The organism is Actinomadura coerulea, assembly GCF_014208105.1.
Taxonomy (GTDB): Bacteria; Actinomycetota; Actinomycetes; order Streptosporangiales; family Streptosporangiaceae; genus Spirillospora; species Spirillospora coerulea.
Genome location: NZ_JACHMQ010000001.1, coordinates 3022967 through 3036616 on the forward strand (window position 1 = coordinate 3022967; position 13650 = coordinate 3036616).

Consider the following 13650-nt stretch of genomic DNA (forward strand, 5'->3'; position numbering starts at 1 on the left):
TGCCGGTTCCGCCGGAAAGATCGGCTCACTCCAGACCGTAGACCCGGCGCGCGTTGCCGGAGGCCACCAGCCCCGCGACCCGCTCGGCGTCGCGGGCGGTCCAGGCGCCGTCCTCCACTCCCCCCGCCAGGAAACCGGCGAGGCCTCGCCGGAACAGCAGCGCCCCCAGGTGGTAGAGCTCGGCCAGCCCGAACGCGTCCGAGGAGTACAGCACCTTCCCGAACGGCGCCAGCTCCAGCAGCTCGGCGATGAGCGCGGGCGAGCGGTGCCCGAGGTTGTGGGTCGCCAGCCCCGCGTCGACGTACACGTTCGGAAGCACCTGCGCCAGGTACCCGGCGTGCCGGTGGAACGGGTAGTTGTGCAGCAGCATCGCGGGCACGGGGTCCATGGCGCGCAGCAGTTCGATGAGCAGCAGCGGGTCGCCGCGGCGCAGGTCGGCGTCCGCGTCCCCGTAGCCGACGTGGAACTGGACGGGCAGCCCCGCGTCCACCGCGCACCAGACGAGGAACCGGTGCAGGACCTCGTCGCACACGCGCGGCGGGCCGCCGGTGCGCTCCGCCGCGAGCATCAGCCGCCCGGCCGCCGCGGCGACCTCCCCCTCCGCCGGCCGCGCGCCCGACAGCTCCAGCCCGGCCCGGTAGGCGGCGATCGACTTGGCCCCCGCCGCGCCCGCGGCGAACGCGGCGTGGAGCCGCGAGCGCACCTCGCCGGCGAACCGGCCCGCCTCGACGCCGTCCGCCGCCGCCCGCTCCGCGACCGGCTCCAGCCGGACGATCTCGTGCGCCTCCGCCCCGGCCAGCCGGCCGAGTGCGGGCGGGCCGAGGATCGCCTCCGGCGTGTAGCCGGTGTCCACGCAGAGCGCGTCCAGCCCCGCGGCGGACAGGAACCGCCGGTTCACCTCGGCGGCGCCCAGCTCGGCCCGGCGCGCCAGGTACTCCCCGGGCTCGGCGTGGGCGTCGAGGCCGAGGACGGGCGGGCACCAGCGCCGCAGCGCGAAGCCGACCTGGGTGTCGAACATGCTCACGCCGGGCGGCCCCGCGGTCTCCGCCTCGGTGAGCGCCTCCTCGAACGCCGTCCTGCCGACGTCCTCGCCGAGGACACCGTGGCAGTGGTGGTCGACCAGCCGCAGCGACTCCAGATACTCCAGCACGGCTCCCACATTCTCCCTGAAACACGACTACGTCCCTCCTACGATGCCCTTACGGAGCGTGTTCATCTCCACCCGCCGCCCGACCAGGAGCCAGCAACCGTGGAACCCACCTCGCACAGCGCCCTCCAGGGCGGCGACGCCGGAGAGCAGGTCCTGGACGGGCACGACCGCGCGCGGCTGGGCGCCCGCGCGGCCGAAGCGGCCCGCAGGCTGGCCGGCGACGGCATCGTCGCCGTCGCGCTGACCTGGGTGGACGTCAGCGGGATCACCCGCACCAAGACCGTCCCGGTGGAGCGGCTGGAGCACGCCGCGGCGTGGGGCGTCGGCATGTCCCCGGTGTTCGACGTGTTCCTGCTGGACGACTCGATCGTGTCCGGGCGCCACATCGGCGGACCGAGCGGGGACCTGCGGCTGCACCCCGACCTGGACCGGCTCGTCCCGCTCGCCGCGCTGCCGGGCTGGGCGCACGCGCCCGCGCTCCGCTACGCCCAGGACGGGTCGGTCCATCCGCTGGACGCGCGGGCCCTGCTGCGCCGCGAGGCGGACCGGCTCGCCGGGGACGGCTACGCGGTGAAGGCCGCGTTCGAGATCGAGTGGGCGGTGTCGGACGGCGGCGGCGAGGAGTTCTCCCCCGCCTGCAAGGGCCCCGCCTACGGGATGACGCGGGTCACCGAGCTGGCGGGCTACCTGCGGGACCTCCTGGAGTCGCTCAAGGCGACGGGCGTCACGGTCGTCCAGCTGCATCCGGAGTACGCGCCCGGGCAGTACGAGGTGTCGGTTGCCGCCGAGGACCCGGTCGGCGCGGCCGACACCGCCGTGCTCGTCCGGGAGACGATCCGGGCGGTGACGATCCGGCACGGGATGGCCGCCTCGTTCTCCCCCAAGGTGGAGGCCGACTCGGTCGGCAACGGCGCGCACGCCCACCTCAGCCTGTGGCGGGACGGCGCGGAGGGCGGTGCCGTCAACGCGATGGCGGGCGGCCCCGGGCCGTTCGGGATGACGGCGGCCGGGGAGGCGTTCGCCGCGGGCGTCCTGCGGCGGCTGCCCGCGCTGCTGGCGGTCGGCGCGCCGTCGGTGGCGAGCTACCTGCGGCTGGTCCCGTCGCACTGGTCGGGCGCGTACGCGTGCTGGGGGCTGGAGAACCGGGAGGCCGCGCTGCGGTTCGTGACGGGCGCCGAGGGCGAGCGGGCCACCGCCGCGAACCTGGAGGTCAAGTGCGTCGACGCCGCCGCCAACCCGTACCTGCTGCTGGCGGCGCTGCTCGCGGCCGGCCGGGACGGCCTCGGCGCCGGCCTGGGGCTGCCGGAGCCGGTCGACGTGGACCCGGCGGCCCTGACCGAGGAGGAGCGCGCCGCGCGGGGCATCGCCCCGCTGCCGGCGTCGCTGGCCGAGTCCGTCGCGGCGTTCGAGGCCGACGCCGTCCTGCGCGAGGCGCTCGGCGAGGCCGTCACCGACACGGTCGCGGCGGTGCGGCGCGGGGAGATCGCGCTGCTGGACGGCGCGACGCCGCGGCAGGTGGCCGCCGCCACCCGCTGGCGGCACTAGCGGTGCTCCGGGCCCGCCGCCGCGTCCGCCCGCCGCGACCTACCATCTACTGGTCGGCTGCGGGACCGGAGGCCCGGGTAATGCGCATCACTGGATACAAGAGTCACGGGGTGGCGGCCGCCGCCGCGCTGGTCAACGCCGTGACGGCGGCCGCCGGGGACGACTCCCCGGACGCGCTGCGCCGCCTCCTGCGGGAGAACGAGTTCTTCTGGCAGGAGTTCGAGGACGCCGACGCCGCCGACTTCCGGCGCTGGGGCCGGGTGCTGCGCCCCTTCTTCGAGGCGGATCGGCTGGAGGAGGCGACGGCGATGCTCAACCGGCTGATGCTGGAGATCCCCATGCACCCGCACCTGGCCGTCCACGAGCCGCACGGCCTGCACATGCACTACGCGCCGCCGTCGTCCCGCCTGGTGGAGCGGTTCCGCGCGACCACGCTGATGAACCTCGCCGAGCTGATCGTCGAGCACGGGCTCGGCCGGACGGGCGTGTGCGCCGCCGACGGCTGCGACCGCGTGTACGCCGACACCTCGCGGGCGGGGCGGCGCCGGTTCTGCTCGGAGGCCTGCGCGAACCGGACGAACGTCGCCGCGTTCCGCGCGCGCCGGCGGGAGTGACCAGCGCCTTCCCCGAACCGCCGCCGATATGTGATCTTTATCCATCCCTGTGACCTTTGCCCGCCTGTGGGAATGACAGTGCGCATGTCGCTCGTGTTCTTCCGCCGCCGCTCCGGCGAGGGTGATCGAGGCGGCCGCTCGCCGCTGCGCGTGGCGACGGAGGTGCGGTCCACCGCGTACCGCATCGCCCGCCTGACGATCACCGCCACGCTGGCGTTCGTGCTGGCCCTCGCGGTGCTGCCGGCCGGGGGGCCGCAGCCGCTGCTGGCCCCGCTGACCGCGCTGCTCGTCGTCCAGTTCTCCGTCTACCAGACGATCAAGGCGAGCGTCCTGCGGGTCGCCTCCGTCACCTCGGGGGTGCTGATCGCGGTGCTGGCCGCGGGCACCATCGGGTTCTCCTGGTGGACGCTCGGCCTGACGATCCTCGCGGCCCTGGTCATCGGGCACGCGCTGCGCCTCGGCGAGCACGTGCTGGAGGCGCCGATCTCCGCGATGCTGATCTTCGCGCTGGGGTCGGCCAGCGAGGCGGGCGCCGCCGACCGCGTCCTGGAGACGCTGATCGGCGCCGCCACCGGGCTGGCGGCGACGCTGCTGGTGCCGACGGTGCGGGTGCGGCCCGCGGAGGAGGCCGTCCAGGACGTCACCGAGAGGCTGCGGGAGCTGATCGCCGGCATCGCCGACGGGCTGCGCGGCGAGCGCACCCACGACGAGGCGGCCCGCTGGCAGGCCGACGCCGAGCGGCTCGCCCGCGAGCTCGGCCGCACCGACCGCGAGCTCGGCGCCGCCGAGGAGAGCGTCCGGCTCAACCCGCGGACGCGGGCGCGGCGGCTCATCGACGCCGGCGTCGCGCTGCGCAACGCCATGGAGACCCTGGAGCACTTCACGCTGTCGCTGCGAGGGCTGACCCGGTCCCTGGCCGACGACGAGCGGCTCGGCGACCGGGGCCGGCTGCTGACCGACCCCGAGCTGCGCCGCGAGCTCGGCGACGCGCTGGCCGGGATCGCCGCCAGCGTCGCCTCCTACGGCCGGCTGGCCCGCTCCGACCTGACCCGCGACGCCCGGCCGTTCCTCGCCGAGCACGAGCTGGAGGTGCGGGTGGACGTGGCCCGCGAGCGGCGCGCCCGGCTCACCCGGCGGCTGCACGAGCGGGCCGCGGCCGGGGACCTGTGGCCGCTGTACGGGGAGGTGTCCATGGACATCGACCGGCTCATCGAGAACCTGCGCGTCGAGCACCGGACCCGCGCCCGCGAGCACTGGCGGCGCCACCGCGGCGCCTCGCGGCACCTGCCCGAGCGGCCCGTCCAGGTCGTCCAGCAGGCGGGGCAGCAGCTGCGCCGGGCGGCCGGGTCCGCGGTCGCGGCGGCCGAGCGCGGCGCGGGCGAGACCGAAACGCGCGTCACCCGGCCCGAACGGGGCGAAGACCCGCCCCCGGGGGGATAGGGGCGGGCCTTCGCGCGGGGCGGAAGCCCCCGGTGGGACGGTCAGCGGAAGGTGGGCTCCAGGACGTCGACGCCGCGGGTGTTGTCGGCGACGTAGACGTACTTGCCGTGCCAGTACGGCTGCCAGGACGCGGCGTCCGCCGGGCGGTAATAAGCGACCTGCCGCGGGTTCGTCGGGTCCGTGACGTCCAGGAACCGGGTGCCCTGCGAGTAGAACGACTGGGCGATCACGCCGTCGCGCACGTCGAAGTAGTGCGCCGAGCAGTCCGTGCTCTCGGGGTCGCTGCCCTCCTTGCCCGCCACGCCCCACGTCGCGACGGTGTTCAGGCGGAACTTGCGCTCCGGCGTGGACCGCCAGCCCTCACCGCCGTAGGAGCCCTTCAGCGACGCGATGACGAGCAGGCCGTCGTTGGCGCAGCCGTCGTTGAACGTCTCCTCGGTGACGTACAGCAGCTTCCCGTCGCCCCACCTGCGCGGGTCGGCGGCCTGGTCGCGGGTCCGCCCGACGGCCCGGTAGCTGTTGTGCATGAAGGTGGAGTTCGTGGTGGCCTCGTCCAGGCCGCCGCCCGCGTACGGGACGGGGTCGACCGCGGTGGCCTTGCGCCACTTCCTCTTCACCGGGTCGTAGTGGCGGCCGGTGGTGTAGTAGCCGCGCACGCCGCCGCGCCCGGAGGCCCAGGCGACTCCTTCGGAGTCGACCTGGATGTCGTGGGTGTAGTCGGTCTTGCCGTCGTTGCGTCCCGTGTCGATCGGGTCCTTGTGGACCTTCGGCCTGGCGGGATTGCGGACGTCGGTGACCCAGACGGGGCGCCCGCCCCAGTCCGCGGGCATCCAGCTGGCCTTCGCCGGACCGCCGGTCCACAGGTACCTGCAGTCGTCCACACAGGTCGTCGTGTGCCCCGCGGGCACCGTCACGTAGGTGATCTGGCGCAGGCTCTCCGGCTTGGAGGCGTCCACGACGTAGATGCCCGACTCGCCGGTGGCGGTGTTCCCGCCGAACGCGCGCGGGTCGCGGGACAGGTAGATGATCTTGCGCTTGGGGTCGAAGTCGGTGTCCTCGGTCTCCCACATGCCCGGCATGTTCAGCTGCCCGACGAGCTTGGGGACGCGGGGGTCGGCACTGACGTCGTAGGCCTTCAGCCCGAACTCGCCGGTCGCGTACATGATCGTCCGCTTGTGCGGGCCGCGGCCGTAGTCCATGAACATCAGCGAGATGGCGCCCTTGGCGTCGGAGACGCCGCCGACGCGCCGCACTCCCTTGACCGCCTCGGACTTCGTGCTCGCGGGGGCCGCCCGGCGGTAGTGCCCGGCGTGGCCGCCGGTGCCCTCGCCCGCGGTGGCGGCGGCCTGCCTGGTCTGGGTCTTCTCCGGCTCGGGCGGGCACGCCCAGGCGCTGCCGGCCGTCAGCGCCACGGACGCCGCGACCGCGACGCCGCCCTGCAGCAGGCGTCCGGAGGGAAAGGATGTGCGGGGGAGCATCGCGCCTCCACGGAATGGATCTTCGCAAGCGCCAGTGTGACCGCCGCCGCCGACTTGATCAACAGGTCGGCGGTCACGAAATGGCCTCAGCACCGTGAGGACTGGTGGGACCTGACACGGTGGTCTACCCTCCCCTGGGACCGCCCAGCTCCCGGGAGAGGCCAGTGAAGAGCTCAGCCCGCACCGCCGCCCTGGTCGCCGGCGCCGTGGCGGTCCTGGTGGCGCCGGTCGCGGCCCTGAAGGCGTGGAGCGAGCCCGCCGACCCGCGGATCTCGGTCGGCGCACCGGCCCCCGCGACGCTGCTGCCCGGCGACGTCCGCGACGCCGCCGGCCGCATGATCGCGAACGCGGTGTGGACGGGCCTGGTCTCCTACGACCCGGAGACGGGCGCACCCGTGAACGCGGCCGCCGAGTCCGTCACCAGCCCGGACCGGCGCGTCTGGACGGTCCGGCTCCGCCCCGGCGCGACGTTCCAGGACGGCTCGCCCGTCACGTCCCGCTCGTTCACCGGCGCCTGGACGGCCGTGCTGCGCGAGCGCTGGGCCGGGTCGCGGCTGTTCACCGAGGTCGCCCGCGTCAGGGGCGCCCGCGCGGGCGAGGACGGGGTCCCCGGCCTGAAGGTGAGGGACGAGCGGACCTTCGAGGTGGCGCTCGACCGCCCCCTGAGCGGGTTCCCCGCCCTCCTCGGCGACCCGGCGTTCTTCCCGGTGCCGGAGAGCGTCCTCGCGTCGCGCGACTGGGCGTCCTACGGCCGCGCCCCGGTCGGCAACGGGCCCTTCCGGGTGAGGTCGCGGAACGCGCGGGAGATCGTCCTGCGCCGCCGCTCGGGCGAGGGCCGGTCCGTGGCCGTCAGGGCGATGCCGGACGCGAAGCGCCAGTACACCGCGGCCGGTGCCGGCGAGCTGGACGTCGCCACGCTGGTGCCGCCGGACCGGCACGAGTCGATGGAGGCCGACTTCGGCGACCGGCACCTCGCCGTCCCCGGCCGCGACGTCACCTCCCTGGCGTTCCCGGCGCGGGTGGAGCGGCTGTCGTCCCCGACCGTCCGGACGGCGCTGTCGATGGCGATCGACCGGTCCGCCGTCACGGAGGGGCCCCTCGGCCACCAGTACTCCCCCGCCGACTCGCTCGTCGCGCCGGGCATCCGCCCCGGCCACCGCGAAGGGCAGTGCCGGTTGTGCGTCCACGACTCCAAGGCTGCCGTCGCCGCGCTGGCCGACGCGGGCGGGCTCAAGGGCCCGCTGAACCTCTGGTACGAGACGGGCCGGGGCGACGACGCCTGGGTGAAGGCCGTCGCGGAGCAGCTCGGGAGGGAACTGGAACTCGACGCCCGCCCGCATCCCGTCGCGGACCTGCGCGAGGCCGTGGACTCCCGCCAGGTGGACGGCCCCTTCGTCGTCCACACCACCGCCGCCTACCCCGCGCCGGTCGCCGCACTGGCGCCGCTGCTGGACGCCGGAACCGGTCTCGACGACGAGTACGCGACCGGCCTCCTCGCCGAGGCCGAGCGCGCGGCCGCCCCCGACGAGGGCGTCGTCCCCGCGCGCCTCGCCGAGAGCGCCCTGCTGCGCGACATGCCCGCGATGCCGCTGTGGTCCCGCCACGACCACCTGGTCTGGTCCGAGCGCGCCCGCGGCGTCACCGCCGACGCCTTCACCGGCCTGCGCCTCGACCGGCTGACCGTCGCGGACTGACGCGTAGCCTGACGATCATGACGAACGTGCTGATGCTCTGCGGGAGCCTGCGCAAGGGGTCCACGAACGAGGCGGCGCTGCGCACCGCCCAGGCCGTGGCCCCCGACGGTGTCGACGCGACGCTCTACGCCGGCATGGGCGACCTGCCGCACTTCAACCCCGACGACGACCGCGAGCCGCTGCACCCGGCCGTCGCGGGGCTGCGCGCGGCGATCGGCGCCGCGGACGCCCTGCTGATCTGCACCCCGGAGTACGCGGGCGCGCTGCCCGGCTCGTTCAAGAACCTGCTCGACTGGACGATCGGCGGCGGCGAGATCTACGAGAAGCCCGTCGCCTGGCTGAACGTGGCCTCGCCGTCCGCGCCCACGGGCGGCGGCGACGCGCACGCCTCGCTGCGCAGGGTGCTCGGCTACGCGGGCACCGAGATCGTCGAGGCCGCGTGCGCGCGGATCCCGGTGACCCGGCCCGACGTGGGCGAGGACGGCCTGGTCCGCACCGCGGAGCCGCGCGCGCGGATCGCCGGGGCGGTGGAGGCGCTGCACGTCGCGCTCCGGAGTTGACTTACTAGACCAGTCTACCTAGTCTCGTCCCATGACACCTCGGGGCGAGACGCGCGAGCGCGTGCTGCGGACGGCGGCGGAGCTGTTCCAGCGGCAGGGCTACCACGGCACCGGACTCAACCAGGTCCTCGCGGAGAGCGGGGCGCCGAAGGGCTCGCTGTACTTCCACTTCCCGGACGGCAAGGAGCAGCTCGCGTCGGAGTCGGTCGCGCTGTCCGGCCGCGCGGTGGGCGAGGCGCTCGCGGGCGCCCTGCTCGCCGCGCCGGACGGCCGGGCCGGGCTGGCGGCCCTCGGCGACCACTTCGCGAACGCCCTGCTGGAGTCCGGCTTCGCCGAGGGATGCCCGGTCGCGACGGTGGCGCTGGAGACGGCCGCCGAGAGCGAGACCATCCGCGCCGCCTGCGACGGCACCTACGCCGCGTGGCAGAACGGCATCGCCATGGCCCTGCGCGGCTGGGGCGTGCCTGACGAGCGCGCCGATCCCCTCGCCGCGCTCGTCCTGTCGTCGGTCCAGGGCGCCGTCATGCTCGCCCGGGTCCGGCGGGACGTGTCCGTCATCCACGACGTCACCCGCCAGCTCGGCGACCTGGTCTAGAAGGAGCAACAATGCGCGTTCACCATCTCGACTGCGCTCCCATGAGGGAGATCGAACCGGCCGACGGTCCGGAGAGCCCGCTGCGGCCCGCGCCGGCCGCGGGCCACGTGCTGCTGGTGGAGACCGCCTCGGCCGGGCTCCTGCTCGTGGACGCCGGCATCGGGCTCGGCGACATCGAGCGCCCGTCCGAGCGGCTGCTGGACGACTGGGTGGAGATGGCGGGGCCGACCCTCGACCCTGCCGCGACGGCCGTCCGGCAGATCGAGGCGCTCGGGTACGCGGCGGCCGACGTCCGGCACGTCGTCCCCACGCACCTGCACCGCGACCACGCGGGCGGGCTGAGCGACTTCCCGGACGCGGCGGTGCACCTGTTCGAGGCGGAGCTGGCCGACGGCGGCAAGACCCCGGCTCAGCTCGCCCACGGCCCGAAGTGGGTCGCCTACGCGGACGCCGCAGGCGAGACCTGGCACGGCTTCGAGGGCGTCCGGTCACTGGAGGGCGTGCCGGAGGACGTCCTGCTGGTGCCGCTCGGCGGCCACACGCCGGGGCACGCGGGCGTGGCGGTCCGCGACGGCGACCGCTGGCTGCTGCACGCGGGAGACGCGTACATGTACCACGGCGAGGTCGACCGCCCCGAGCCGGTCACGCATCCGCTGATGGACCTCGTCCAGGCGGGCGGCGAGGTCGACCGCGAGCTGCGGCTGGCGAACGTGGCGCGCCTGCGCGAGCTGGCGCGCGGCGGCGAGGTCGAGGTCTTCTGCGCCCACGACCCCTGGGAACTCGCCCGTTACCGCTGAGCGAGGCGGTGGGTGAGGGCGGTGTGGCGGCGGCCGGCGCCGGCGGTGCGGACGGCGGCGGCCAGGGCCCGGCGCGAACCGACGAGCACCACCAGCTTCTTGGCCCGGGTGATGCCCGTGTAGAGCAGGTTGCGGCGCAGCATCATCCACGCGCCGGTGGTGAGCGGGATGACGACGGCCGGGTACTCGCTGCCCTGCGAGCGGTGGATCGTGATCGCGTACGCGTGGGCGATCTCGTCCAGCTCGTCGAAGGCGTAGTCGACGCTCTCGTCCTCGTCGGTCACGACGGTCAGCGACTGCTCCTCCAGCGACACGGACGTGACGACGCCGACGGTGCCGTTGAAGACGCCGGCCTCGCCCTTGTCGTAGTTGTTGCGCAGCTGGGTGACCTTGTCGCCGACGCGGAACACCCGGCCGCCGTAGCGGCGCTCGGGACGGGCGTCGTCGTGCGGGGTCAGCGCCTCCTGGAGGAGCGAGTTCAGCGCGCCCGCCCCGGCGGCGCCCCGGTGCATGGGGGCGAGGACCTGGACGTCGCGGCGCGGGTCGAGGCCGAACCTGCGCGGGATGCGGTTGGCGACGACGTCCACCGTCAGCTCGGCGGCCTCGTCCTGCTCGTCGCAGGGGAACAGGAAGAAGTCGGGGTAGCCGCGGGTGCGGGGGTGGTCGCCGGAGTTGACGCGGTGCGCGTTGACGACGATGCCCGACTGCTGGGCCTGCCGGAAGATCCTGGTCAGCCGGACGCGCGGGACGGCCTCGGCGCCGAGCAGGTCGGCCAGGACCTCGCCCGCGCCGACGGAGGGGAGCTGGTCGACGTCCCCGACGAGCAGCAGGTGCGCGCCGCGCGGGACGGCCTTCACCAGCTTGTTGGCCAGGATCAGGTCGACCATGGAGCACTCGTCGACGACGACCAGGTCGGCGTCCAGGGGGTTGTCCTGGTCGAACCTGGGGTCACCGCCCGGCTGGAGCTGGAGCAGCCGGTGCACGGTCGCGGCCTCGTGGCCGGTCAGCTCGGCGAGCCGCTTGGCCGCCCGGCCGGTCGGCGCCACCAGCACGATCTTGGCGTGCTTGGCGGCGGCCAGCTCCACCACCGAGCGGACGGTGAAGCTCTTGCCGCAGCCGGGGCCGCCGGTCAGCACGGCCACCTTGGACGTCAGCGCCAGCTTGACCGCGTCCTCCTGCTCGGGGGCGAGGGCCTGGCCGGTGCGCTGCTTCAGCCACGGCAGCGCCTTGCCCCAGTCGACGCCCGCGAACGCCTCGAGCCGGTCGGCGGGCGCGTCGAGCAGTTCCAGCAGCCCGCGGGCCAGGGAGCGTTCGGCCCGGTGGAACGGGACGAGGTACACGGCCGGGATCGTCGCGGCGTCCTCGCCGTCCCCCGGGATCGGCTCCCGGACGACGCCCTCCTCGCCCGCCAGCTCGTCCAGCGCCGGGACGATCAGCTCCCGCCCGACGCCGAGGATCTTCTCGGCCGCCGTGACGAGGTTGGGCTCGGGCAGGAAGCAGTGCCCGTCGTCGGCCGCCTCCGACAGCGTGTACTGAAGGCCCGCCTTGATCCGCTCGGGGCTGTCGTGCGGGATGCCGACGGCCTGCGCGATGGTGTCGGCGGTCTTGAACCCGATGCCCCACACGTCCGAGGCGAGCTGGTAGGGCCGCTTGCGGACGGTGTCGATCGAGGCGTCCCCGTACTGCTTGTAGATCCGGACGGCCAGTGACGTGGTCACGCCGACGCCCTGCAGGAAGACCATGACCTCCTTGATGGCCTTCTGCTCCTGCCAGGCGTCCCCGATCCGCTTGGTGCGCTTGGGGCCGAGGCCCTGGACCTCGACGAGCCGCTCCGGCTCCTCCTCGATGACGCGCAGGATGTCGGTGCCGAAGTGGCCGACCATCCGGTCGGCCATCACCGGGCCGATGCCCTTGATCATGCCGGAGCCGAGGTAGCGGCGGATGCCCTGGATCGTCGCCGGCAGGACGGTCGTGTAGGAGTCGACCTCGAACTGCTTGCCGTACTTCGGGTGCGAGCGCCACCGCCCGACCAGGCGCAGGCTCTCCCCCACCTGCGCGCCGAGCAGCGCGCCCACGACGGTGAGCAGGTCGGGCCCGCTCTTGGCGGTCGCGACGCGCGCGACGGTGTACCCGGTGTCCTCGTTGGCGTAGGTGATCCGTTCCAGCACCGCCTCCAGCTCCGCCGGACGCGGCGTGGCGGGTGGGTTCGGGGAGGTCGGCACGCCCACCATGGTGCCCGATCGGCCCGGTGGGATGGCCGGATCCGGCAGACGTTCCAGATCTTCCCCTGATCGACATGCGTTCCGGACGTACCCGTACATTCGAGAGCCTGCGCGCGGCCACCCGCACCCTCACCCCGGAGGGGTGATCCGGAAGGCATTCCCGCCGGAAACCGGCCATGCCACCCCAAGATCATGTTATTTTCCCCGCTCACCCCCATGTGGATCATGCGGGGACGGTGATCGGGAGGGGACGCGATGGCGCAGGGGCTCAGTCGGCGGGACTTCGGCAGGCTCATGGGATCCGCGGGGCTCGGCCTCGCGGCGCCCGCACTCGCCGCCGGATGCGGGACGGCGTCCCAGCGCGCGGCGACGCGGGCGGGCACGCGGACGTGGCGGGTCTCCGGGACGGCGGGCGCCGGGCTCGGCGGCTTCGACACCGCCGTCAAGTCGCTGATGCAGGCCCGGAACATCCCGTGCGGCTCGCTCGCGGTGATGCGCAAGGGCAGGCTCGTGCTCGCGCGCGGCTACACCTGGAGCGACGACGCTGCGCTGAGCGTCCAGCCGACGTCGCTGTTCCGGCTCGCCAGCCTCAGCAAGGCCGTCACCGCGACGGCGGTCGCCCGGCTCGTCCAGGACGGCAGGCTCAGCCTGTCGGCGCGCGTGACCGACCTGCTGACGCTGACGCCGCCGCCCGGCCAGTCCGCCGACCCGCGCCTCGGCCAGGTGACGGTGCGGCGGCTGCTTCAGCACCTCGGCGGCTGGGACCGCGACATCTCCGGCGACCCGACCTACCGCGACCGCGCCACCGCGCAGCTGCTGGGCGTTCCGCTGCCGATCACCCGGGAGCACATGGTCCAGTACGGGACGGGCCTGAAACTCGACCACGACCCCGGCACCACCTTCGCCTACAGCAACTACGGCTACCTGCTGCTGGGCCAGATCATCGCCAAGGCCGCGGGTACGGGCTACGAGCAGTACGTCCAGCAGAACGTGCTGGGCCCCATGGGGATCACCCGGATGCGGCCCGGCCGGTCGCTGAAGGCCGACCGCGCGCCCGGTGAGGTGCCCTACTTCTCGCAGCGGACCGGCCCGTCGGTGTTCGACCAGGCCGGGACGACGCTCCCGGCCCCCTACGGCACGTTCAACCTGGAGAACCGCACCCCGATGGGCGGCTGGCTCGCGTCCGCCGTCGACTACGTGCGCTTCACCCAGATCCACGACGGCGGGACGAGCGTGCTGAACTCCTCCTCGATCGCCTCGATCTTCGCCAAGCCGGAGACGGGCCTGAACTCGGGCGGGTCCTACTACGGCTTCGGCTGGTACGTGCGCGACGTGACGGGAGGCCGGAACACCTGGCACTCCGGCGCGCTCGACGGAACCAGCACGATCGTGACGCGCCGCTACGACGGCGTGACCTGGGCCCTGCTGTTCGACCAGCGCGACGACCCGTCCGGGCTCACCTACGACTACGACGACTTCAGCGCGCCGCTGCACAAGGTCGCGAACGCGGTGGCGACCTGGCCGTCCACGAACCTGTTCGGCACGTACTTCTGAT

11 protein-coding genes are annotated in these 13650 nt (G+C 74.3%); 8 read left to right on the top strand and 3 right to left on the bottom strand.

Translation table 11 applies throughout. The features are described 5' to 3' along the window. Window positions 1-25: 25 nt before the first annotated feature. Entirely contained in the window at window positions 26-1150 is a 1125-nt protein-coding gene (locus tag BKA00_RS14030) for an amidohydrolase family protein (RefSeq protein WP_230299077.1), read from the bottom strand. Window positions 1151-1249: 99 nt separating this feature from the next. Between BKA00_RS14030 and BKA00_RS14035 the strand changes: the two genes are divergently transcribed. The 3 genes from BKA00_RS14035 to BKA00_RS14045 all read left to right on the top strand — a co-directional run bounded on the left by BKA00_RS14035 (window position 1250) and on the right by BKA00_RS14045 (window position 4749). After that, window positions 1250-2695: a type I glutamate--ammonia ligase gene (locus tag BKA00_RS14035; protein WP_221493150.1), complete on the top strand. Its 1446-nt coding sequence runs from the start codon at window positions 1250-1252 to the stop codon at window positions 2693-2695. An 80-nt stretch (window positions 2696-2775) separates the two neighbouring features. After that, on the top strand, window positions 2776-3309 hold the full coding sequence (locus tag BKA00_RS38895; protein WP_230299078.1) for a CGNR zinc finger domain-containing protein: 534 nt from the start codon (window positions 2776-2778) through the stop codon (window positions 3307-3309). Window positions 3310-3381: 72 nt separating this feature from the next. Beyond that, complete coding sequence (locus BKA00_RS14045) at window positions 3382-4749, top strand: aromatic acid exporter family protein (RefSeq protein ID WP_230299079.1); 1368 nt, start codon at window positions 3382-3384, stop codon at window positions 4747-4749. Window positions 4750-4790: 41 nt separating this feature from the next. Here BKA00_RS14045 and BKA00_RS14050 read toward each other — a convergent pair whose 3' ends face one another. Beyond that, on the bottom strand, window positions 4791-6227 hold the full coding sequence (locus BKA00_RS14050; RefSeq protein WP_185025313.1) for an LVIVD repeat-containing protein: 1437 nt from the start codon (window positions 6225-6227) through the stop codon (window positions 4791-4793). A gap of 164 nt (window positions 6228-6391) precedes the next feature. On the opposite strand from BKA00_RS14050, the gene BKA00_RS14055 reads away from it, so the two are divergent. From BKA00_RS14055 to BKA00_RS14070, 4 genes are read left to right on the top strand one after another with little or no spacing between them, the layout of a single operon-like run. Further along, a complete protein-coding gene (locus BKA00_RS14055; protein WP_185025314.1) occupies window positions 6392-7921 on the top strand; it encodes a peptide ABC transporter substrate-binding protein in 1530 nt (509 codons plus the stop codon). A 17-nt stretch (window positions 7922-7938) separates the two neighbouring features. Beyond that, a complete protein-coding gene (locus BKA00_RS14060) occupies window positions 7939-8481 on the top strand; it encodes an NADPH-dependent FMN reductase (protein WP_185025315.1) in 543 nt (180 codons plus the stop codon). A 31-nt stretch (window positions 8482-8512) separates the two neighbouring features. After that, on the top strand, window positions 8513-9076 hold the full coding sequence (locus BKA00_RS14065) for a TetR/AcrR family transcriptional regulator (RefSeq protein ID WP_185025316.1): 564 nt from the start codon (window positions 8513-8515) through the stop codon (window positions 9074-9076). Between the two features lie 11 nt (window positions 9077-9087). Then, the gene (locus BKA00_RS14070; RefSeq protein WP_185025317.1) at window positions 9088-9873 is read left to right on the top strand and encodes an MBL fold metallo-hydrolase; all 786 of its coding nucleotides are present in this window, start codon (window positions 9088-9090) and stop codon (window positions 9871-9873) included. On the opposite strand, the gene recD2 is transcribed toward BKA00_RS14070, so the two are convergent. After that, window positions 9864-12095: an SF1B family DNA helicase RecD2 gene (recD2, locus tag BKA00_RS14075; protein WP_420829683.1), complete on the bottom strand. Its 2232-nt coding sequence runs from the start codon at window positions 12093-12095 to the stop codon at window positions 9864-9866. The two genes, BKA00_RS14070 and recD2, sit on opposite strands and share 10 nt — an antisense overlap. A 255-nt stretch (window positions 12096-12350) precedes the next feature. Between recD2 and BKA00_RS14080 the strand changes: the two genes are divergently transcribed. Further along, window positions 12351-13649: a serine hydrolase domain-containing protein gene (locus tag BKA00_RS14080; RefSeq protein ID WP_185025319.1), complete on the top strand. Its 1299-nt coding sequence runs from the start codon at window positions 12351-12353 to the stop codon at window positions 13647-13649. Window position 13650 lies beyond the last annotated feature (1 nt).

What these genes read in the sequence shown, in the direction of transcription:
- BKA00_RS38895 (WP_230299078.1), top strand. Translation starts at nt 2,776, where the DNA reads ATGCGCATCACTGGATACAAGAGTCACGGGGTGGCGGCCGCCGCCGCG.
- BKA00_RS14045 (WP_230299079.1), top strand. Translation starts at nt 3,382, where the DNA reads ATGACAGTGCGCATGTCGCTCGTGTTCTTCCGCCGCCGCTCCGGCGAG.
- BKA00_RS14050 (WP_185025313.1), bottom strand. Translation starts at nt 6,227, where the DNA reads ATGCTCCCCCGCACATCCTTTCCCTCCGGACGCCTGCTGCAGGGCGGC.
- BKA00_RS14060 (WP_185025315.1), top strand. Translation starts at nt 7,939, where the DNA reads ATGACGAACGTGCTGATGCTCTGCGGGAGCCTGCGCAAGGGGTCCACG.
- BKA00_RS14065 (WP_185025316.1), top strand. Translation starts at nt 8,513, where the DNA reads ATGACACCTCGGGGCGAGACGCGCGAGCGCGTGCTGCGGACGGCGGCG.
- BKA00_RS14070 (WP_185025317.1), top strand. Translation starts at nt 9,088, where the DNA reads ATGCGCGTTCACCATCTCGACTGCGCTCCCATGAGGGAGATCGAACCG.
- BKA00_RS14080 (WP_185025319.1), top strand. Translation starts at nt 12,351, where the DNA reads ATGGCGCAGGGGCTCAGTCGGCGGGACTTCGGCAGGCTCATGGGATCC.